Raw genomic sequence first — 21,568 nt, forward strand, 5'->3', positions numbered from 1 at the left:
GAGGGGCAGCTCATGTCCAATTTGTGGATAACGCAATCAATCCAAAGCGATTATTCGAGCAGGTAGCATTTCCAGTTACCTTGACTTTGTCAATCTCTCCGCAGAACAACAGTCAAGACGCTCGCGGGATCAGTAAAGTCTTGCGTTGTCAGCGTCGACTTCAAAGGTGAGCACACGCCACGGTAAAAGTCTGGAGGGTTTCTAAAACGTTCATAGCCACGGCCAATACAGCCATCCTTTGTGGCCACAACGTAAAGCGGCCTTTTACTGATCATTTCGTCGCTAATCTGCACCCCTAATGTGAAGGGTATGGTCTGCACCTTGGCAAAGTCATTACGGCTGTCCGAATAATTACCTAAATAGGTTGCATAACTCTCCCATCGCGTGAATTCGATAGAGAACTCTCCAAGCTTCCTCAGTGTCGCACCATCAGCCCAGTAAAGTGCAGCACCAGGCATCTCAGGATTGTTCACACCTTTTCCTGCTGTCACGGTCATACCGATGATTGCGTACTTTGTGTCACGGTCAGCATCACGATAGTGGTAGCTGTTGTCGTAGCGATCCATCACAAAACGTGGATTGAAGCTTAGGTCACTGTACTTCGCAGTTACGGCAGGTCCTTTGACGGTCAGTCTGACTGGCAGTGCCTTGAATCCCAGTGCAGCCAGCCGCTGCTCTTCGGCGGCGGCCTTTGCAAGATCATCACGATAAGCTGCAATTTGTTTCTTGCCTTCTGTCGTTTCGTTCGATTTGGGAAAGCGATTTTCTAGCTCTGCCTGCACTTTGTTTGCCTTCTCTAGATTGTTGCTAGAGAGCGCGCTCGTCACGTCAGCGAGGATGACAGTTGGGGACCGTGACAGATCTTGCACTTGCATCTTGAGATGATCTCGTTCTGCAGTCAGGTCGCGGATTTGCTGTTGCAGAAACTCTGCCGACTGGCTAGGTTTTGCATTATTGCTAGGCTGGTTTTCATTGCAGCCTGCCAGTAAGGCTGCAACAGAAGCTAGGACAAATGGGAGCTTTAACGAAGCACTGCGTTGGGTCGACATAAGCATCAGAAAGCAGAATTGGTATTGAGTATTAAAGACTGGAGCCTAACGGTCGTAGCTCTTGCCACCAGTGGAGATGCTGTACAGCGTTGAGCTGTAGGGCAAGCGAGCCAGGATCGTTACGTCCTTTCCCACAGAAGCGATTGCGAAGCCACGACACAGAAGACTGACGCCGCCATTCGTCCGTTCGCACATCCCGTCTGGACTGTCGACAAATTGCGTATTGCTCTGGCGCGGAATGATGATAGTTTTGCCCTCGGGCACCATGCCAATTGGCGGAATAACGAAAATCGTTAGCTGCGTATAGATAGCTGCACAAATTAATGCAGCGACCGTTACTCCAATAAATATCTTTATTTTCATTTTTGCGGGATTTAGTACAACTAATGACAGTGTCGCTGCCTAATACGAAGTTATCGATCAGTTTTTGCCAAGAAAAATCACCTGGAATGAGAGTTAATCAATGAATTTCTCATAACAATATGAAGCATAGAACACATTATGATTCACTTTTCAATCAGTGCTTTGTAGCTAAACGTCAATTAGCTTTCACTAGCACTGGGGTTTGAAATCCGGTTTCTAGGTCGGCTGCTGGCCATACGCAATCGCTAAAGGTCAGTTTCTATACTTCCTAGGAATAGGATGCGTGCGGCAGTCAAACGGTCCATTCGATCCACTGCCCCGAATGTTAGTTTGGAAGAACTGATTTTTAGATCTGGCAGCTTGCAGGGCGGCCACGGTCGCCCCGTCTATCTCACAGTAGTGGTAGTAGGTCTTGTTGAGCTTGATGACCATGTACCGCTCTTTTTGGTCGTAGCAGATGCGATTTACGTTGCTGTCACCATGCACGTCTGTACACGTAAACGCGTCCAGTGAGACGGGGCCCTGGTATTTGACTTGAACGGTTTCTGCGTTGGCGGTATGGCACAGCAAGGCCAGCGCTGACAAAACGATGAATCGCACGTTGATCTCCCCCCGGTTATTTGTGGCCACGCTTGTTTTGGTACGTGAAGCTCGCGTGCATTCTGCATAGGCGTGTGCAGAAATGCCAGCAGGAAAAGTGCGATTGACCAGACTGTTTTTTTCTTGCACCCCGCTGGCCAGGGTTGGGAGAAGCAGCCACGCATAACAGATTTGGCGCAAACATGTACAATATGTGGTACGTATTAAGGAGTAGGTTATGCATGTAGTGAGCTTCACCCAAGCGCGCAGCGAGTTCAAAGGCGTGATTGATCGCGTGGTGGCTGACTGTGATGTGACGCTGATCCACCGCCGTGATGGAGAGAACGCGGTTTTGCTGTCTGAGTCCACCTACAACAGCATGCTGGAGACTTTGCACCTGATGCAAAGCCCAGCCAATGCGCGCCGCCTGATGGCTGCGGTAGAGCAAGACCGCAAGGGCGCGGCCAAGACACAAGCGCTGATTGAAGAGTGAGCCGCGCGATCAAGTTCCTGCCCAATGCCTGGGAGGACTATCTTTACTGGCAAGGCCAAGACAAGAAAACGCTCAAGCGCATCAACATGCTGCTGACGGAAGCTGCACGCGATCCGTTCGTGGGTACCGGCAAGCCGGAGCCGCTGGTGGGTAATCTGGCAGGCTACTGGTCACGGCGCATTGACCAGACCAACCGGCTGGTGTACCGCGCCACTGACGATGATGTGGTGGTGCTGGCCTGTAGATACCACTACGACGATTGAAATAGCAAAGCCCTTGAATGAGGGCTTTTTTATTACTCATATCAGGCTAAAACGTTTGTGCAGTGGATGTGGGTTGCTATTCAATTTACTGATCGCGACTAGTCTTGGACTTTGTGTCTTTTTCCACAATTGCAGCCAGCTCATTAGTCGAGGTTGTCAGTTTTTTCAGGTGATCGATGACCGCCGTAAATTTTGTCGGCCCCTCTGAATTTGAAACGACTTTGAGTTGCCCACTGTCGATTCGTTTCTCAATTGCCTCCTCAAAGCTCAGCAGGCTTTCAATCATGCCGTGGAGTGACTCTTGAATGAGATCGCCCTCTTTATCAAGGATTCTCTGAAGCAGTTGGCTGGTTGTAGACCCCTTGGGTATTACACCAGGCGGGCACATTTTGGCGATTTGTATGACTAGCAATTGTGTTGCCAATAGATCTGACTTGGCCTGACTAGCTTGCAGAGCAACTAGTGCTGCATCACCTTCCATTTCAAGGATTCTCTGTTTAAGAGCTGCAGAATTGTTGTTTGGATCAAGGCTCAGCTCTAGTCGTGCCACGATTTCGGCGTTCATCGATCGTCCCGAGCTCTTGGAGGCGATTTCAATTTGGTCTTTGAGATCGGCAGGCAGCCTGATCTTCATTTGGGGGTCTTCACGGCTCATGAGTAGATGATAAACCACAGTGATCCACATAGCTATTGCAAGAATGGATCACGGTGGTGCATACTTGAGTTGTGGATCACGGTGATCCATGTAGTGAAGCCCTGACGGCTGTAACCGGCAGGGCTTCGAGTGAAGTAACCCAAGACGCAAATCAAGGACACAACGTGGAAAATTCTACAGCACTGACCGTAGCAGGCACTAGCGTTCGTCAAGTCAATGGCCTGTACTCTCTGAATGACTTACATAAGGCGAGTGGTGGTGAGGCGAAGCACGAACCTAACCAATTTAGCCGCTTGGAACAAACACAGGCTCTGATTGCTGAAATCAAATCCGCAGATATGCGGAATTGCATTGAAACGCGTCGTGGCAACAACGGCGGCACCTACGCCTGCAAAGAGCTGGTGATCGCCTACGCAGCTTGGATCAGCGCAGCATTCCACCTCAAGGTGATTCGCGTGTTTCTAGATGCGGTGCAGCCTGTCGCACCAGCCATCGACTACGCCCGCATTAACCCTGCGCAAAAACAAGACCTGCGTGAGATTGTTCAAGCGATTGTGGATGCTGGTATCCAAAAGCATGCGGAGACATGGGCGCGCTTTCAGAAGAAGTTTCGCGTTAACAAGTACGAAGAACTGCCAGCCAGCCTTTACGAGGAAGCGCGTGCGTACTTGATTGGCAAGCTGCCCAATGGATACGCAGGTGAAATAGTGAACGAGCCTGTTCAAACGCTCCCAGATATGGAACACATCAACCAAGCCTTGGCACTGGCTGGCGCGGCTATGCCACTTGTTTACAAAGGCATTGTGGATGCAGTCGTGCGTGGACAAGATTGGCGACTTGATCGGTACATGCTGAGTTTTGCTGCGACTGCCCATGCAGATGATGTTGTCAGCGTCAAACCGATTGACCGCAATGCTTATGTGATGCCGATTGAGCGCTTTCACAGCGCAGTAGATGACATGCTTTTTGTGGATGCATCAACACTGGCTAAGTTGGTGAGCGTGTGCACGGCGCGCCTGAGCCGAATGGCGGCGCGCGGCCAAAGTGCGCTGGCAACTTGATGACTGACCCGCTTCGGCGGGTTTTCTTTGGATGACGCCTTGCGCTACGATGTTGCCTGATATTGAAAGTGTCTTTATGTTCGACTGGCTACGCAAGCTGTTTCTTAATGCCAAGGCGCGAGGCGCTCTGCTAGAAAGATTAGAGCAGCAAGCGTACACAGCAAAGGCGCAGTTAAACGAATCTCTTAGTTTGGCTTGCAGCTCCGCTATCCCTGCGTCCAAAGTCTCGCACCTAGAGTTTGCGAAATCGAAATTTGCGGAACTGAAAGCTATTGCCGCAGAGCATCCAAGGATGCGCCTAACAAACGAGAAGGAAGTCGATGCTGCCATCAAGCAGTTGGAGCAAGATTTTTCGCGGGCGGGTTATTACGCTATTCGCACTCAGTCTGCATCAGTGCACTTAAGTCTCAGCCGAAAGGCCAAAGAGTTTTTGCGATAAAGGAAGCGTGATGCTTAAATGAAAAAGCCCTCTTTGGAGGGCTTTCCTTTTGCGCACAGCATAGGGTGAGGCCAAAGCGCCATAGACGGGAACACTCCCTGTCTATGGCCACCAGCTCTAAAAAGTTCTCAACCTTTCTTGGCAAGAACGAACACCTCTCTCGATCTGATTTGCAGATTAAGGAGGGGCTGTATGTGGCCGATGCCAAGAATGTGGACATTGCGCTGCCCGGTCGTTTTATTGGCCGCCGAGGCTATGCCAAGGTGGTGCCGGGTACGAACATGCATTCGCTGTGGGTGTCTGGCACCGGGCGCGCGCTGGTGGTGTCTGCGGGGCAGTTGTGCGCGCTGGATGTGCGCAGCAAGCAGTTGCAGCCTTTGGATTTTGCGGTGCCACATTCGGCCACGCTCGCTTACGCAGACATGCCCGATGGAGACATTGCGGTAACTGACGGGCGCACGATGGCGCGCATCAAGCCGGATAACAGCGTGGCAGCCATGATTGCGCCAGCCCCATCGCCCGCGCCTGTGGCTACGGCGGATGCGGGCAACTTCTCTTATCTGTACTGCTTTGCCTATGTGGATGCGCTGGGCGTAGTGGGACTGTGCACGCAGCCACAGTCCCTTGTGGGCGGTACGGTGCAGTTTGATGTGCCAGTGCCACCGGCAGGCCTGCGCACACAGATTTATGTGAGCCACCCCAATGGAGAGGTGATGTACCTGGATGCGCAGTCATCTGGAGGCGTGCACCACGTGGACGAATCACGGCTGGGGGGTGAGTGCCTGTCGCTGCACAAGCAAGCCCTGATGCCCGGCAACGCGCTGGGCCTGCATGGTGGCCGCTTGTACGCGGTGCGCGGCCATGCCATTTATTACTCACAGCCTTACCACTTCGGTGTGATGGCCCCCAGCAACTTCATTGCGTTTGCTTCGCCAGTGACGGTGTTTGCGCCTATGCCGGGTGGCTGCTTTGTGGTGGCAGACAAGACGTACTGGTTGCAGGGCGCAGACCCCGCCACGGCTGACTTGCTGGTGGTCAATGAGCACGTGGGCATTGCGCGATCACTGGCGCGCCTGCCAGATGGGCGGGCGGTGTGGGGATCGTCGCAAGGGATTGTGGTGGGCAACGGTGCAGGGGAGGTTGCCTCATTGACCGACGCAGTTGTGCCGGCCCAGCGCGTGTTGCCAGGCACTACGGGGGCCACGCTCCGTGTGGAGCGCAACGGTGTCGATCAAATTATCAGCAAGCGCCAGCACCCCGGCTACGGGCGCGCGGGCGTCACTATGGAAGCGGAGTAGATATGCACGCGAAACCCGGATTTATCTGGACCCTTGAGCACCTGTCCAAGGATGGTGTTGTGACCGAGGTGCAGCACAACCTGATGCCTCTGGAGGGGCTGAACCACTGGATTGATACCTTGTTGGGCAAGACGCCCCAGCAGGCGCAGTGGCACATCGGCTTGTTCAGTGGCGACTACACGCCCGTGCCCGGCGATGCTGCGCAGACCTTTCCTGTGCAGGCCACAGAGTTCACCGGCTACGAAGGTGCTACGCGCCTGGCCTTTGCTGCCTCAGTGGCATCTGGCGGAGAGGCCAACAACCACGCAAAGGTGGCCGAATTTACCTTTACCACACCGGCAACGATTTACGGGGGCTTTCTGGCTTCGGCTGCTGGAAAGGGGGCCACATCTGGCGTTTTGCTTTCTGCAGTGCGCTTTGCCGTACCGAAACCCAAAGAGGTGGGCGACATCTTGCGAGTGAAGGTGGCGCTGGGTCTTGAGTCTGACGATTAATTAGGAGAAAACACCATGTGGAAAGCATCCCCCGGTCTGTGTGACCACGTAGCCCGAAACGGCTCTTATCTGAGCGCGCTCAATGGCCTGGTGCTGCGTATTTATGGTGGCGCCGAGCCTGCCAGCTCAGCGGGCAGTACGCAATCGAACACGATGCTGTGCGAGATCAAGCCTGACGGCGCTGGCCTGAATTTTGAAGCGGGTGGCAGCCCCGGTGTGATCAGCAAGGATGCTGCGCAAGTGTGGAGCTCGCTGGAAGCAGCAGCAGGCACGGCGACGTTCTTTCGCCTGGAAGCTGTTGATGATGCGGGTGACGAAGACAGCATGGCCATTCGCATTCAAGGCTCAGTGGGTGCTGTCAGTGGCGACATGATCCTCTCGAACACGACGTTTGAGGTGGGATCGCCCCGCACGATCAAGCACTTCAACGTGGTGATTCCTTCGATTTAAGGATTGCACCATGAGCTCCCATCTACTCAAAGCAAGTCTTTCGCCTGGGCAAATTCGGCACAAATTGCAATTTGATAACGCCACAGTCACTGGACCAGATGGCGGCAACATTGAAGGCTTTTGGCTCCGTACCGGGCCCTACAGCGAAGAAGTCGAACACCTTGCCTCGATAGACGGGGAGCTTTTGTCAAAGTATCCAGACCTGAAAGGGGTGGCTGATAGCGCAATGTTTGTGTCAGCTATGAATATGCCGGGGCACACAGGAATGAGCTACCCCATCGGGCGCATCACTTGGTTAATGCCACCGTCCTGATATGCAAGAACTCGAAGAAGATTTCTATGACGCTGGAGTGCTACTCGAACTGCACTACGTTTCTCCCGACCCAGATGTGTTGGTGCACATCTTCGTCAGTAACTGGGAAGAAACAGTCACCGTTTTTAAAGGCCGCTTGAAAGTTGGAAGCAATCGTGAGCTTGTAGTCCAAATTAATTGTGAACCAAACTCTATAGCGGTTACTGCAGGTGGAGCTCGCGTGTTTGAGGGCGACCCTAACCTCCTGCTTCCATTTGGAAGCTGGCGCTATTGGAGGGACTTAGCTGCCGAGGCTCCATATCCGTTTTCTAAGCCTTCGCAGGGTGCATGGGAGCCTTCAGAGAGTGGTTCCGGTTTCAATGCATGGAGTGACGAGACTGCACATATCCGGGAGATCCGGCTTTTCCATGCAAAAGCTGCAGCGAACAACTTTTTCACAGGATATGTGTTTGCCTATGAGCGCTTGATGACTCTGAAACCGCCCGCACCAGAACCCGAGCCAGAACCGGGCGAAGGGGGTGATGGCAGCTCAGTCAGCGACGCCATTTATGCAGGCAACTTGCCATTCAACCTATCGGTGGCCCAGCCTGTTGCGCCGATTATGTGGATCAAAGTGCAGATTGCAGCGCGTGGGAATTACGAATTCACCACCGCTACGCCTGTGGTTGTCGATGATCCGTCGAACCCGGATACCTTTCTGGCGCTGTACGCCAGCAATGGGGTGGTGATTGATACCAATGACGATGCTGACGCTGACTTTAGTGATTTCAGATCGCGCATTGTGATGGAGGGGCTGGAGGCCGGTACCTATTTCGTGGCGATTACTGGTTACGGAGCCAGTGCCCGCGATGGCTTTGATATGGAGGTGGATGGCGATATGCCGGTGGATGTGAATTTCGCCGCGCTGGCTTATGTGCCGCCACCGCCGCCGCCACTGACGAAAATCACGCTTCCCTACCATCAAGAGTTCAAAGAAGAAAGTGCCCCAGTGCATTGGTACGAGGTGGAACTGGAGGCGGGGCTGTATGCGTTTGATACTTCTGCTTCGCTGTCGCCCACCGAAAACGATACTGCGCTAGGCCTGTTCAGAGAAAACGGGGATCTGTACGCCGAAGGCAATGCGCCGGGTAGTGGCGATTACCGCGACACCATTGTGATGGAGCTGGATGCAGGCGTTTACCGCCTTGCGTTGAGTAGTTACGGTGTGAGATTTTCTAATGGCTTCAAGGCCAAATCAATCACCCCTCTCGCAGCTGGTGCTGTACTCAAGGTGTTTGCAGTGGTGCCTGGCACTGGCAGCGCCCATGACGACGCGCGCTGGATTAAAGAGCTGCCATTCCGTGAAGAATTCAACGAGCCCGCGCCGTATCCAGTGGTCTGGTATGAGGTGGAAGTGGGCTTTTCGGAAGACTACATTGGTTTCGATACAGCAGCCACACCAGACGAGCAGGCAGATACTTTCTTGGCGCTATTCGATTTAGAAGGGCAGTTGATTGCGCAGAACGACGATACCAGCGGACTGCGCGCCAAGATTGTTCGATCCAACTTTTGGGGTAAGCATTATTTGGCCCTTGGTGGAGCAGGTTGTACGGCATCGGATGGGTTTCAAGTCACAACGGGCAACGGTGGCATACCGCAAGGCGCAGTGCTGGAAGTCAGCAGCTTTTATGCTGAGAAGCCGGTTGCTGTGCCAATTACGCAGTTTCCGTATGTGGCCAGCTTCCCCGATGGTGGTGAGCCAGTGCATTGGTATCAGGTGGAGTACACAGGCTGGTACTCCACTGAATATCAATTCCATCCCGGCGATGGTGTGGCAGATGATGTGGGCTGGCGCGTAGCGATGTATTCGAATTCAGGCACTCTACTCAAAGAGAGTGGGTTGATTCGAGAGGGGTCGCTCAACGAATACATGTACCACGTAGTTAGCCGGGGCACGTACTTCATTGCGATATGCGGACAGGGAGCAACTTTTGGCCCAGCGTTTGAGGTCAATGCACCCAATCGCATTGAGCCGGGTGTAGAGGTGCGAGTCCGAATATGAGCCTCTACCCTAAAGAGTTTGGAGCAAGGTCGCCAGTTGCGCTGGCCAAGCTAAAGACCGCGGTGGCCACTACTCCTGGTGTGCACACCGTATCGGTTTCGGTGCCTGGTGCACGCGGCTTTAAGTCGGGGGCATTCCAGCGTGTGGAGGCGCAGCCGTCGGAGTTTCAGTCCCCTGAAGTCGATGCGCTGTATGGCGTTGCAGGCCAGCGTGGGCCAGGCCAAAGTGCACTTGCGTATACAAGCACCAAGCTGACCAAGGGCAAAGGATTCGCCACCCCGCAAACCAAGCTGCCACCAGGCGCGCAGTACTGGGTGAGCCACGCGCTGCGTGGGCTGTACTTGGGTCTTGGTAGCGTGGTGCGTACCAGCCGCATCTATCCGGTGACGTATGACATTCCAGATGGCCTGGGTGGCATGACAGGCAGCATGACCGTGACGATTGATGTCACCACCTCTGGCAACACCTTGTGGGTTGGGTCTGGCCCGCGCTACAAAGAAGAGCAGCTGAGCCCGTACCCCACACCGGTGGCGGATGGGGGGCATATTGCGCACATTGAGCTGTTTGCTACGAACAACCCCAATGGGCCAGAGATGCAGCAGTACGAGGGTGCGGCAAAGCGCTCTTACTTTCCGATGGGCCTGACGTGGACGAGGCTGGCGTGCATGGGTGCAGATGGCTTGCACCGTGTGGTCATTCTCAGAAACATTGCAGGTCAGCCCGATGCCTGGGGGCTGAGCAAGCAGGCTTATGAGGCTGTCAGCGTGGTGGTGCCCAAGGCGGAATTGCGCAAGGCTCAGACGCTGGAGGGGGCTGTGCACCCCTTCACGCCGCCAAAAATAGCTGGCGCGGGCAGCTCCAACGTGGGGGTGTCTGCCTTGGTGGCACTGGGCGGCGGGCGCGTGGGCTGCGTGGTGGGCGTTCACCCCTTTGCGCGGCGCTCCATGGTGGGCTACAACCCAGCTGAAATTGCGCTGCACCTGGGTAAAGAGCACGACCGTATCCTAACGTGGGAGTCACGCATCGAGTTCAAGAACAGCAAAGGCGCGCTGTATTTTGCTGTGTCTGAAGATTACGGCGCGACGTGGGCTTTCCAGTCGCTCAAGGTGTTTGATAAGCCTGTGCCTGCGTGGGAGGGCTTTGCATCCAATGCAGGGCTGCCGGCAGATTACGTGACTGAGCAGCCACTGCTGGGGCGAGGCCTGTACCGAGCCGAAGGGATTGGCGTCTTTGATGAAGCCCAAGGGCGCTATGCGCGCTACGACCTGATGTTTCCGGCACCAGACCGCGCAGGGGCTTGGGATAGCAAGGTGGTGGCGCGCACCAGTACGGCCACCAATATGTCGCACGCGTTCGCCATGTCTGCAGACATTTGGATGCTGGTGCTGCCCATGCTGGATGACCGTTACTACAACAACCGGGTGCAGGACTATGTGCGCTGGCGTTGTGTGGTGCTGCGCACGGACAACCGGGGCGGCACGTGGCGCGAGGTGGGCACGCCGTTTTCTGACCTTGCCAGCGAGTTCCCCAGAGATAAAGACCGTGGCTATGCCATCAAAGCGACGGTGCTGCGCGATGGTGCGGCCTTGGTTAAGTTTTACCGCGCCTTGCGCCGTGTAGGTGACCCACCCGCCGTGCGCGATCAGGTGCGCACGGTGCGCTTTGCACTGACCACGGATTACGGGCTGACGTGGTCTGAGGTGCTGCCCACGGGCTTACCCAGTCTGGATGCGACCAAGCTGGGCAGTGTGATGGTGGTTAAAGCGATGCGCACCACCAGCGTGCTGGCCGTGACTGCATGGGACGAGGCCAGCAAAGCCTACTGGGTTTACACCTCCAAGAACGATGGCCTGACCTGGACGCAAGGGGCCAAGGTGGTGGATGGTGCCTTCATGGCCATGGACGAGGTGGTCACCGTTGATGGCACAAGCGGTAGCAGCTCCCCGAGTAATTTGACCTTCTTAACGCCACTGTTGGATGCGCAAGGGCAGCCAGCCAAAGTGAACGCAGGCGCGCCGTGGGCGCATGACGCCTCCAAGAAATTGCCAGCGGGGCCCGTATGAATAACCAGCTTCTTAAAAATCCAAGCCGTTACCTGTACACAGAGTACGGCCAGCTATATGTGCCGGCTGTCCCTGCGCGCCCCGGCTATTGGCGGGTTGCGAGCGCGCCTCAGTGGGCTTGGGTGCCCGTCAAAACGGTGTATGGCCGTCCGCTAATGGGCCACTGGTCGATCACGATGTTTTGGTTCGATCCTTATCAGCGCAAAAATATGGAGTGGAACGGGCAGGCCTTTGATGGGCAAGACATTCGTGTCCCTTACACCATCAGAGACGCTGGCAGTCGTGAAGAAATTCAGATCCGGGCACCAGACCAAAAAACGCAGATTTGGGTGCCGCCAACACCAGCCATCCCCGAGCAGCCATTTATCCCTGACAGGCATGTCTATGAGGACAACGCAGGTTGGGATGCGGGTGCCCGTGCTGTGCGTACCGTGGCCCAGCATGGCGTCATTCACTGGAGCATGTCGGCCACCGCCCGTGGTGTCGTGGTGGGGCTGGCGCGCACCCCGGCAGCGGGGGCGTACTGGCAGTACCTGGTGGGCGTGCGTGCCGAAGAAGGTGTTGCCAAGGTGGTGGTATCGGGTGCCGATGTGGCGCATCTGGGGCGCTTTGGCAAGGACACCAAGTTCCGCATTGCATTCACGCAAGCAGCGTTTGAGGTGTATGTCGATGACGTGCTTCGCCATTCGGTACTAGTACCCGGCGATGGTGCTGCGTTACTGTTTGATGTGAGCTTGTACAGCGCAGGCGACTATATTTTTAACCCGGCCATCACGGCGCACCATATCGGGAGTGTTCAAGGGCAGTTTCAGTTGCTGCAAGGGATGGCTACTGACGTGCTGCTTGACGGGGTGGTTTTGCTCAACGCCCCATATCTGCAGGGCAGTGCGCTGGGTGAGGGACAAGCCAACGACGCGGCCAGCGGCATCTTGGGTCATCTACTTGGTTTGGCGACTGACCTGGACGAGCTGGCATTTACCACAGGCCAGCTGCCCGCCTTGCAAGGTCAGGCCAGCGGCTACCGCGATTTACTGCCCCAAGAGGAACCATCCAACATTTATGCGGGGTTTGCACGCATCACGGCACAGGATGCAGTGACGGACACCGGTGTGCAGCAGCTGGCAGCGCCGTATTTGCAGGGGCTGGCCAGCGACGAGGCGGATGTGTCGGTGGCCTTTGGCTACTTGCCCAGCCTGAACCTGCTCATTGAGGAAGAAGACCCCAATGAGGATGAACTGTGGCAGCGCGTGAAATGGCGCGGGGGCTTTCAACCGCACGGCGTGCAGGACATTGCACTGGTTCAGCGTGTGGTGCAGCGCTGGGCCATGGGCCAGACGAGCCTGAGCGCTGGCGATTGGGCTGAGCGCGCCAAGGTGCTGGCGGGGTGGGGGCTTTCTCAGGTTGGCAGCGCTGTGCTGCACGCCGTGGGCCGCCTGCCCAGCGGTGAGGGCAACCGCCTGCCTGCTGATGACGAGGGGGTGTCAGTGCTGACATGCCACGAAAGCGGCGGGTATGTGACGCAGTACACGGCCTACAACTTCCAGAGTTTTGCCACGATTAATGGCGCCTGCTACGGCGTGGCTGCTGATGGGGTGTATCTGCTGGAAGGTGACAGTGACGATGGCCGCGAGTGCGTGGCCAGTGTGGACTTGGGCACCAAGGATTTTGGCAGTAGCGATATGACAAGCTTGAGTGCGGCCTATGCCGGCATTGCCAGTGCGGCGCAAGCGGTACTGACTGTGCAAACCCGGCAAGGTGCCTTTCAGTACCGCCAGCGTGCCTGCCACCCACGCCTGCAGCAGCAGCGCTTTGATGTGGGGCGCGGCATGCGCGACACCCATTACGACCTGACCATTCAAGCCCCTGCCCATGGTTTGGAGCTGGCAGACCTGACCTTTGACATCAACAACAGCTCCAGAAAGATTTGATATGACTGAACCTGTTTTTAGCCCTGCCGAGCTGGTGACCAAGTCCTGGAACATGGGTATGGCGCGCAGCACAGAGATTTCTGCCCAGACGGCAGGCTACTTTGAACAGGCGCTGGGCCAGGCCGGGGTGGCCAGCCACATGGCGCCGGCGCAGCTGCACTTTGATGTGGCGGTGCCTGAGCCGTTGGTGGAAATTCCGCGTCTGGCCCAAGGCGCAAGCATTGAGCAGTTCAACGGCTGGTGGGACGGCATGATCGATAAGCTGGCGGATCAGTACGCACGCTATATCGATCGCTACTTTCCCAATGATTGCGCCTACCTGCAGCATGCGCAGCAGTGGTTGTGCGAGCAGATCACCAAGGGTGGCAGTGGCATCAACCCCGTGGTAGAGCGCCAGATATGGGCGCGTGACCGCGACCGCATCACCCAGGAGTACACCGCACAAGAGAGCGACATTCTGGGCAGTTTTGCGGCGCGGGGGTTCCCCATGCCGCCCGGTGCAGCCCTGGGCGCGGTGCAAAAAACGCGGGCCGAAGCTGCGGCCAAAATCGCCGGGGCATCCCGCGACTTGGCGATCAAGCAGATGGACATGGAAATTGAGAATGTGCGCTTTGCCATGGACAAGGCCATAGGCCTGTACGCCACCACCATGGACGCGGCGCGCGACTACATGGCCGCGCTAGCTGGCACATCGGGCAACGTAACCCAGTTGCTTCCCAGTGTGACCGATAGCCAATCGCGCTTGATTTCTGCCGCATCGGGCTTTTACCAAAGCCGGATTGCCGCCCAGGAGCTGCGCTTAAAGGCTGCAATGCCCAATGGGGAGTGGCAGCAGCAAGCTGCGATGCGCAATCTGGATGCACAGACTGCAGCAGCCAATGCCAAGGTGCAAGCTGCGCTTGAAGCGGCCAAGGCGCTGTCCAACCAGGCAGCGGCGATGCTCAACGCACTGCATGTCAGCTCTTCTACCTCGGCATCTGGCAGCCATGGCGTGAGCTACAGCTACAGCGGCGAGGTGAGCGACGACGTGCCCCCGCACACCGTTTGACGCGGGCCGATGCTGGCCGGTGCTGGAAATAAGCCATAAGCCCGCTGAGATATTTCAGCGGCCTTTTTTGCGCCTACAGCCCAGCGTGCTGGCTACCTGAGTTGCAAGCTGCCTTGCGTGCCAGCCACTGCATTGCGCGCTGCCATGCGGCCCAGGCGGGTAGTGCAGGTGGATGCCAACTGCGTCAGCGTTTGTGCATCCACCATCATGCTGTCATCGATTGCGCTGTGGAAGCGTTCAATCGGCATCACGTAGGCGTTGCGGTCAACCGGCTTGACCCGGGCCACCGCGCCGTCTTCGGCGGTGGCATCAAAGCGCAGCATGTAGCGGTTGAGTTGCCAGTCTTGGCCCTGCATCACCGCATCAAAAACCGATTGGTACACCTCTGCTGTTGCCACCAGCGCGGCGCGGTGGGCGAGGGCGATTTGGTTGGGGTCATAGGCAGGCTGGCTGTAGCTGCCAGTCTTGCGAATGCTGGGCAGAACTTCGCCTGTGACCCAATCAGAGAACTTTTCCGCTTCTGGCTTGCGGCTTCGCAGAACAAGACGGTACAGGCCTGATTCGTTGATGATGGTGAGATTTGGATTGCCACCAGAGGTACTACGCACAATTTGCGTAGAAGCCTTTTGGTGTTCACCAAGATTGCGCGCCGCATCTGGGGCGTTGCGATAGCCCAGTGCTTCGGCTACATCAGCCGCAACAAACCAAGGTTCGCCATCACGCATGACGACGCGCACGTTGTGCGTGCCAAAGCTGAAGGTGGATTCGGATGTACTGGCATTGATAGCCAAGGTGGATTGCGACATGGACTGCTCCTCATTGAGACTTATGAAGCCCCATGGAGCGTTCTTACGCGCAACCATGAGGCGGCCGGGAGGTTAAGAACCTGGAATGAGCCAGGCGGACTTCTTCCCCTTGCGGGTGTTGTATCCGTCGCCCTCCCGGCCATAAGTCAAACGTCAGTGCAAAGTACAGACGCGCAAATTCCGGGCGCAAAAAAACCGCTAGCTATCGGGTGCGGCTCTTCCGCTCATTCAAAGGAGTTCTTACGCTCCATCCCTTTCGAGACGCCTTCAGTATAGCGCGAGTACTTTGGTTGGCAAGTGTCAGCATTTGTATCTGAGAGGCAGCTAATATCCAGCTTCAACAAGAAACAGTATGAGCAAGAGGGAGCGAGCGTGATAGCAAAGAAGCCGTATGGCCGGAGGTTAAGAGACTTTTACCCTCTTAGACCTGGAGAAAAAAAACTTTTAGACGCATGTAAAAAAGGTGAGCCTGCGATCCTTGATTACTACGGTGTTCCTAGACTAGCGAAAGACAACAGAGTTGTTCGTGCTGATTTTTTGCGATTTTTGCTATTGGGTGGCGATGAGCATGTAATTATTCACGAAAAAGGTTTGTGCTTAATTGGCGCATACATTTTTGGAAAGCTTGATTTAAGTGGATGTCAGATTAATTTTAATGTTTTACTTGAAAAATGCCGTTTTCATAAAGAAATATCTGCCCTAGATACAAAATTTAATGGTCCTTTAAGTTTACAAGGGAGCCACCTTGAAAATGGATTGATAGCAGATCGTTTGCAATGTGTTTCAAGTGTTTTTTTAAAACATGTCAAATCAAGTGGGCAAATTTTATTGCGTGGTGCGCATATTGGTGGCAGTCTATATTTTGACGGTGCAAATTTGGATTCTAACCAAAGCAAGGTTCTAGGTGCCGATCAAATAAATGTTGCAGGCAATGTAATTCTTGGAGGGGGATTTAAGTCTAAAGGTAGTGTTAGATTAATTGGCGCAAATATTGGAGGTAATTTTAGCTGCTCTGGCGGGTATTTTGAAAGTAACGGCGAAGAAGCATTGCTCATTGATCGTGTAAATGTTGTGGGAAGCGTAAATCTTGGAAAAGGTTTCACGGCAAAAGGTGAGGTTCGATTAGTTAGTGCAAAAATTGGTAGTAACTTGAGTTGTATTGATGGGTATTTTGAATGTATTGAAGGTGATGCTTTAAGTGCAGATCGATTGAATATCAATGGTGATGTGATTCTTCGGGATGGATTTATAGCGAAGGGGGCAGTGCGACTGAATGGAGCAACGGTTAACGGCGGTCTAGATTGCACGAATGGGGTATTCGAAGCTAAAAAAGATTTTGCTTTGAATGCAAGTGGTTTAAATGTTAATCAGTCGGTCAAACTTAAGAAAAGTTCTTTTTCTAAAGGTGGTGTGAGTTTTGAGGGGGCTCAGATTGGAGGGGACTTGGATTTTTCTGGCGGGAAATTTGAGGCCCCAAAAGATCAAGTTTTACAAATTAGTGGAGCTAAAATTGGTGGGGATGTTCTGTTGAGGGCTAATTTCTTAGCAAAAGGTGAAGTGCTTCTTGTAGGTGCGAAAATTGGCGGTGACATAGATTGTTCCAATGGTCATTTTGAATTTCCTGATGGGGATGCCTTAAGTATTGACCGTGCAGAAATTAATGGTGGAGTTTTTTTTACGGATGAATTTTCGGCTAAAGGAGGGGTGAGATTATTAGGAACGAGAATAAACGGTGATTTAGATTGTTTCGGTGGGAAATTTGAATCATTGTCAGATTATTCGCTATACTTGGACTCCGCAGTTGTGTGTGGTGCATGGCAACTAAAAAAATTGCCTGTGAAAGCTGTTATCAAGGCATCGCATTTTGAAGTGTCAGTGCTTGAAGATGACCCAGATATGTGGGCTGACGGAAGTGCGCTGGATGGCTTGCGTTATGCCGCTCTTGGTATTACAGCGTCGAAAAAAGGGAGCGAGCGAGCAAAGTGGTTAAAAAGACTTTCTGATAATCAGGTCAATTCTGCAGAATTTCGTCCCCAACCGTGGCGTCAAATACAGAGAGTTTTACGAGAAATTGGGCATATAGAAGATGCTCAGTTGGTGGGGATTGCTTATGAAAGAAAACGGAGAGATGTAGGCCAGGTGGGGGAGTCTGCACCAGAAACTAATTGGTTTTTTGCAAAGTGGAGACTATTAGTTAATAGCTCTCTGCATTGGTGGTTTGGCTTATTGGCTGGATATGGTTATCGCCCCACTCGTTTAATAACTTGGATGTTCGCAGTATGGTTGGTCTGTGGAGGAGCTTATTGGCATTTGTCACTAGCTCCATACAGGGCCATCGCACCCTCTGCACCGTTAATTTTTCAGGATGCAAGTTACATCAATTGCCAGCCTGACCAACCAGGGCCACCGCAACCGCCAGCCAATTGGTATCTATGTGATGAACTGCGCAGTGAATACGCCACCTTCAGTCCGCTTGCCTATTCGCTGGACTTGATGTTGCCAGTGGTGGATTTGGGGCAGGAAAAAGCGTGGGGTGCATTCATTCCGGCGGCCAATGCTGTTTGGTGGAAGGAGCTGTTCACGCACTGGGCACCGGGGCACGTGGTGCGCCTGATCACTTGGTTCCAGATTTTGTTTGGTTGGGTGAGTAGCCTGCTGCTGGTTGCCATCATCTCGGGCTTCTCTCGTCGCAATGATGAGAGTTAATGATTTCAGGTGCACATAGGCACCCCGGCTAGGTAAGCCATGCCCAATTCCAGACACTTGTCTGCAAGAAGGCAAGCCCCTAAACCGCCGCCTTCGGGCGGTTTTTTTGTGCCCAGCATAGGGCATAGGGGATTGCGATGCAGCCGCAACACTGGCGGCAACCAACAGGGCACCAGATAGGGACGCACCCCCATGAAAGTTGAAACAGCAATTGAAGCCGCGAACGCTGCAGCCGTTGGCAGCAAAACCACCTTGGCAGGATCTGCGACCGCAGGGTTTGGTTGGGCCACATCCAGCGCGTTCTTTGGCTGGGTGGGCATTGTGATTGCGCTGCTGGGCTTGGCGGTGAACTTTTACTTTCGACGCAAAGAGCATGGACTGCGTTTGCGTGACGACGCCCGCAGCGAAGAAGAGCACCAGGCGCGCATGCGGGCGATCAAAGGGGGTTGTGATGTTTAGCAAAACCAGACTCATTGCCGCGATTGGTGTCAGTGCTGCCGCTCTTGTGGTGCCCTTGGTGGCTAAGTACGAGGGCACGGTGCTGGGCACCTACCGTGACCCGATTGGCATCATCACCGCATGCACCGGCCACACCGGGCCAGAGCTTCGCATGGGGCAAACCTTCACGCGCCAGCAGTGCCAGGACATGCTCTACAAAGACCTGGTGCAGCACGCTGACGCGCTGGGCTGCATCACCCAGCCACTCACCGATGGCCAGCGTGCCGCCTTTTTAAGCTTTGCTTTCAACGTGGGGGAGGGGGCATTCTGCAAATCTACCCTTGTGCGCAAAGCCAATGCGGGCGATGTGCACGGCGCGTGCGCAGAGCTCAGCCGCTGGATCTATGCCGGCGGCAAGCAGCTACCCGGGCTGGTGCAGCGCCGTGCTGCAGAACGCCAGATGTGTGAAGGGGGCTTGGCATGAAGCCACAAACCATTGCAACCGCAGTGGGGGCGGCTTTGATCTTTGGTGCGGGCTGGGCGGCTAACGGCTGGCGGCTGGGCCAAGACATTGCACAGATCCAGCTGACCCACACCCAGGAGCTGGCCGCACGTGATGCGGGCACCTTTGCTGTGGCCCAGGCCATCGATACCAATTACCAAGGGGCACTCAATGCATCTATTCAAGAACAAGCACGCCTTGCTGGCGCTGCTGCTGTTGCCACTCGCAATGCTGGCCGGCTGCGCGAGCAACTCAGTGAAGCCGATAAGCGCATTGCCACAGCTTCCGCTGCCGCCGTCCGCGACTACGCCGCAACCGCAAACAAGCTACTCAGACAGTGCAGCGACAGATACGCAGAGCTGGCTGCAAGAGCTGATGGCCACGCCCTTGATGCAAGGGTCTGCAGGGCAGCGTGGCCAGTGAATTGACCTTCATAAAACATACGGCAAAACAAAAAACTACCAGCTTGAATCGCTGTGGGCAAGCGCAGTGGAGGGTGGGTTTTCTGTTTGCGCGTACACCACAGGCTGTTGCATTTTGATGCTGTATACGATTTTTTAATGAAGCGCTAGCAGTCAATAGCGTGAGTGTCTGTATGGCACATCACCCCAAAATAACTGATTTCAGTGATAGACGTGGTTGTAAAAAGTTGTTAATTTTCTGTCCGTTTGAAATAACCAAAGTCCGCTAGAGAAGGTCTTTGGTGTGCATGCATACAGAAGTAAACACTGACTGAAAGCCTCGTTCGTATGAACCACATTTACCGCTCCATCTGGAACGCCACACTGGGCTGCTGGGTGGCAGTCCCTGAAAACGCCCGCTCTAGCGGCAAGGGCAGCCGCAGTACGCGCTGCGCCAGCACCGCCGTTGGCGACAGAAGCCGCGCTGTGTTTGCGGTCATCCCTGTGGTGATGGCTTGCGCTTTGGCATGGCCGGAACTGGGCCATAGCGTACCGCTTACTTCGGTGACCGGTGAAGAGACCGTTGGCCACTGGGAGTCACCTTCATATTCAGCCAACAGCGATGCATGGATTGGTGGCGTAGGCGGTACGGGGGGGACGGGTACTACGGGTTCTTCAGGTTTCGGGGGAATTGGCTCGATGCTTCCGGGCTCTACTGGCACAGCGGGAACAGCAGGCGTTTTGAATGTGCTGGGAACGGTGAATTTAGACGCGGGCAGCTGGGTCGTCGGTGGCACAGGTGGTACGGGCGGTACGGGTGGTACGGGTGGTACGGGTGGTAGTTATCCCGTGTACATGCCCGCAGGCGCTGGTGGTTTGGGTGGGCTTGGTGGTGTCGGCGGTAGTGGCACGCTGAATATTGCAATTGGTGGCACGGTCACTGTGGCGGATACAGCCGTATTGATGCTGGGCGGTAGTACTGGCAGCGCGGGTAGCACGGGTAACGCGGGTAGCCTTGGCGCTTCTTATCAAGCCCCTCCGATGTTGGGCGGCATAGATCCAATCACTCACACACCTATTTACGTTCCAGGGATTATTTACCCCGGTGGTCAGGGTGGTCAGGGTGGTCAGGGCGGTCAGGGCGGTGCCGGCGGCAGCGGTACGCTGAATCTGTCAGGCAATTTGCAATTTCTGGGTAACAACAGCTTCATCATTAATGCCGGCAGCGCGCTGAATATTGGTAATGCCACATCAGGTGCTGCAATTGCTGGAAGCATTACGGGGTTGGTGGACATTACCAACAATGGTGTGGTTAACTTTAACCAGTCGAATCCCAGCTACACCTTTGGCACGATCATCTCGGGTACCGGCAGTACCGTATTCAGGTCGACCGGTGTTACGACGCTGACTGGGGCCCATACTTACTCTGGCCCCACAACCGTCAATGCAGGTACCTTGCTGGTGAATGGCTCACTAGCGAATGGCGCTGTGCAGGTCAACAGTGGCGGAAAACTCGGCGGCAGCGGCACGCTAGGCGGCACGGTGGCGGTGGCTGATGGCGGCCATCTGTTAGGCGCAACTGGATCCACGTTGAATGTGGGTTCGCTGGTGTTGGGTAACAACTCCAATTTCGACGTTGCCCTGGGTGCGCCGGCGGCAGGTGGTGGTAATCCGCTCGTCAATGTAACAGGGGATCTCACTTTGGGAGGTAGCCTCAACGTCAGTGACGCTGGCGGCTTTGGAAGCGGGGTTTACCGCCTGATCAATTACACCGGTGGTCTTACAAACAACCAAATTCAGATTGGCAATTTGCCAAGCGGTGTTGTGCAGGGTGATCTAGAACTGCAAACTGCGGTGGCCAATCAGGTGAACTTGGTGTACAGCGCACCGAATGTAGCCATCCAGTTCTGGGATGGCAGCCAGCTTAGTGCGAATGGAGCAGTGGACGGTGGTAACGGTACGTGGGGTGCCGGCACAAATAACTGGACTGATGCAGATGGCCTTGTTAACCGTACATGGGCCAGCAACTTTGCTGTATTTGGTGGCACGGCAGGTACGGTGATTGTTGATGGTGCACAAACCATTAACGGCATGCAGTTCATCACTGATGGCTATACGTTGCAAGGCGGTACTGCGGGTTCACTGAAACTGGCCGGTGCTGTAGGTAACACGATTGTG

General features: G+C 54.8%; 22 protein-coding genes. 17 read left to right on the plus strand and 5 right to left on the minus strand.

From position 1 onward, the window contains the following. Positions 1-89: 89 nt before the first annotated feature. The 3 genes from H9646_RS16890 to H9646_RS18680 form a co-directional block, all read right to left on the minus strand. Complete coding sequence (locus H9646_RS16890) at positions 90-1,049, minus strand: hypothetical protein (protein WP_191724555.1); 960 nt, start codon at positions 1,047-1,049, stop codon at positions 90-92. A 45-nt stretch (positions 1,050-1,094) separates the two neighbouring features. Further along, the gene (locus H9646_RS16895; RefSeq protein WP_191724556.1) at positions 1,095-1,412 is read right to left on the minus strand and encodes a hypothetical protein; all 318 of its coding nucleotides are present in this window, start codon (positions 1,410-1,412) and stop codon (positions 1,095-1,097) included. A 252-nt stretch (positions 1,413-1,664) separates the two neighbouring features. After that, positions 1,665-2,249, minus strand: a complete 585-nt coding sequence (locus H9646_RS18680; protein WP_318244939.1) for a KTSC domain-containing protein — start codon at positions 2,247-2,249, stop codon at positions 1,665-1,667. Here H9646_RS18680 and H9646_RS16905 point away from each other — a divergent pair. Together H9646_RS16905 and H9646_RS16910 are read left to right on the plus strand one after the other, a co-directional pair. Further along, positions 2,230-2,484, plus strand: a complete 255-nt coding sequence (locus H9646_RS16905) for a type II toxin-antitoxin system Phd/YefM family antitoxin (RefSeq protein ID WP_191724557.1) — start codon at positions 2,230-2,232, stop codon at positions 2,482-2,484. The genes H9646_RS18680 and H9646_RS16905 overlap by 20 nt on opposite strands. Then, on the plus strand, positions 2,481-2,747 hold the full coding sequence (locus H9646_RS16910) for a Txe/YoeB family addiction module toxin (RefSeq protein ID WP_191724558.1): 267 nt from the start codon (positions 2,481-2,483) through the stop codon (positions 2,745-2,747). The genes H9646_RS16905 and H9646_RS16910 overlap by 4 nt, the downstream gene beginning before the upstream one ends. Before the next feature lie 85 nt (positions 2,748-2,832). Here the strand turns inward: H9646_RS16910 and H9646_RS16915 are convergent, their stop codons facing one another. After that, a complete protein-coding gene (locus tag H9646_RS16915) occupies positions 2,833-3,402 on the minus strand; it encodes an Arc family DNA-binding protein (protein ID WP_191724559.1) in 570 nt (189 codons plus the stop codon). Between the two features lie 71 nt (positions 3,403-3,473). Here H9646_RS16915 and H9646_RS16920 point away from each other — a divergent pair, with 71 nt between their 5' ends. The 10 genes from H9646_RS16920 to H9646_RS16965 all read left to right on the plus strand — a co-directional run bounded on the left by H9646_RS16920 (position 3,474) and on the right by H9646_RS16965 (position 14,537). Next, on the plus strand, positions 3,474-4,463 hold the full coding sequence (locus tag H9646_RS16920; RefSeq protein ID WP_318244940.1) for a KilA-N domain-containing protein: 990 nt from the start codon (positions 3,474-3,476) through the stop codon (positions 4,461-4,463). 49 nt (positions 4,464-4,512) lie between these two features. After that, positions 4,513-4,902 (plus strand): hypothetical protein, encoded by a 390-nt coding sequence (locus H9646_RS16925; protein WP_191724560.1) that lies wholly within the window; start codon positions 4,513-4,515, stop codon positions 4,900-4,902. 170 nt (positions 4,903-5,072) lie between these two features. Continuing rightward, the gene (locus H9646_RS16930) at positions 5,073-6,200 is read left to right on the plus strand and encodes a hypothetical protein (RefSeq protein WP_191724561.1); all 1,128 of its coding nucleotides are present in this window, start codon (positions 5,073-5,075) and stop codon (positions 6,198-6,200) included. 2 nt (positions 6,201-6,202) lie between these two features. After that, on the plus strand, positions 6,203-6,694 hold the full coding sequence (locus H9646_RS16935) for a hypothetical protein (RefSeq protein ID WP_191724562.1): 492 nt from the start codon (positions 6,203-6,205) through the stop codon (positions 6,692-6,694). Positions 6,695-6,709: 15 nt separating this feature from the next. Further along, complete coding sequence (locus tag H9646_RS16940) at positions 6,710-7,144, plus strand: hypothetical protein (protein ID WP_191724563.1); 435 nt, start codon at positions 6,710-6,712, stop codon at positions 7,142-7,144. A gap of 10 nt (positions 7,145-7,154) precedes the next feature. Beyond that, positions 7,155-7,457, plus strand: coding sequence for a hypothetical protein (locus H9646_RS16945; protein WP_191724564.1), 303 nt, complete (start codon positions 7,155-7,157; stop codon positions 7,455-7,457). 1 nt (position 7,458) lies between these two features. After that, complete coding sequence (locus H9646_RS16950) at positions 7,459-9,498, plus strand: DVUA0089 family protein (protein WP_191724565.1); 2,040 nt, start codon at positions 7,459-7,461, stop codon at positions 9,496-9,498. Further along, on the plus strand, positions 9,495-11,561 hold the full coding sequence (locus H9646_RS16955; RefSeq protein WP_191724566.1) for a sialidase family protein: 2,067 nt from the start codon (positions 9,495-9,497) through the stop codon (positions 11,559-11,561). Before H9646_RS16950 ends, H9646_RS16955 begins: the two co-directional genes overlap by 4 nt. Further along, a complete protein-coding gene (locus H9646_RS16960) occupies positions 11,558-13,489 on the plus strand; it encodes a hypothetical protein (protein ID WP_191724567.1) in 1,932 nt (643 codons plus the stop codon). The genes H9646_RS16955 and H9646_RS16960 overlap by 4 nt, the downstream gene beginning before the upstream one ends. Position 13,490: 1 nt before the next feature. Continuing rightward, entirely contained in the window at positions 13,491-14,537 is a 1,047-nt protein-coding gene (locus tag H9646_RS16965; RefSeq protein ID WP_191724568.1) for a hypothetical protein, read from the plus strand. Between the two features lie 92 nt (positions 14,538-14,629). Here the strand turns inward: H9646_RS16965 and H9646_RS16970 are convergent, their stop codons facing one another. Then, complete coding sequence (locus tag H9646_RS16970; RefSeq protein WP_191724569.1) at positions 14,630-15,343, minus strand: BRO-N domain-containing protein; 714 nt, start codon at positions 15,341-15,343, stop codon at positions 14,630-14,632. Positions 15,344-15,715: 372 nt separating this feature from the next. Between H9646_RS16970 and H9646_RS16975 the strand changes: the two genes are divergently transcribed. The 5 genes from H9646_RS16975 to H9646_RS16995 form a co-directional block, all read left to right on the plus strand. Next, the gene (locus H9646_RS16975) at positions 15,716-18,049 is read left to right on the plus strand and encodes a hypothetical protein (protein WP_191724570.1); all 2,334 of its coding nucleotides are present in this window, start codon (positions 15,716-15,718) and stop codon (positions 18,047-18,049) included. Positions 18,050-18,241: 192 nt separating this feature from the next. After that, a complete protein-coding gene (locus H9646_RS16980) occupies positions 18,242-18,508 on the plus strand; it encodes a holin (protein ID WP_191724571.1) in 267 nt (88 codons plus the stop codon). Further along, positions 18,501-18,971, plus strand: coding sequence for a lysozyme (locus H9646_RS16985; protein ID WP_191724572.1), 471 nt, complete (start codon positions 18,501-18,503; stop codon positions 18,969-18,971). The genes H9646_RS16980 and H9646_RS16985 overlap by 8 nt, the downstream gene beginning before the upstream one ends. Continuing rightward, positions 18,968-19,417, plus strand: a complete 450-nt coding sequence (locus tag H9646_RS16990; protein ID WP_191724573.1) for a hypothetical protein — start codon at positions 18,968-18,970, stop codon at positions 19,415-19,417. Before H9646_RS16985 ends, H9646_RS16990 begins: the two co-directional genes overlap by 4 nt. A gap of 321 nt (positions 19,418-19,738) precedes the next feature. After that, a partial coding sequence (locus tag H9646_RS16995) for an ESPR-type extended signal peptide-containing protein (RefSeq protein ID WP_263598964.1) occupies positions 19,739-21,568 on the plus strand: 1,830 nt, incomplete at its 3' end.

It is taken from the genome of Comamonas avium (assembly GCF_014836675.1).
Classification (GTDB): domain Bacteria; phylum Pseudomonadota; class Gammaproteobacteria; order Burkholderiales; family Burkholderiaceae_C; genus Comamonas; species Comamonas avium.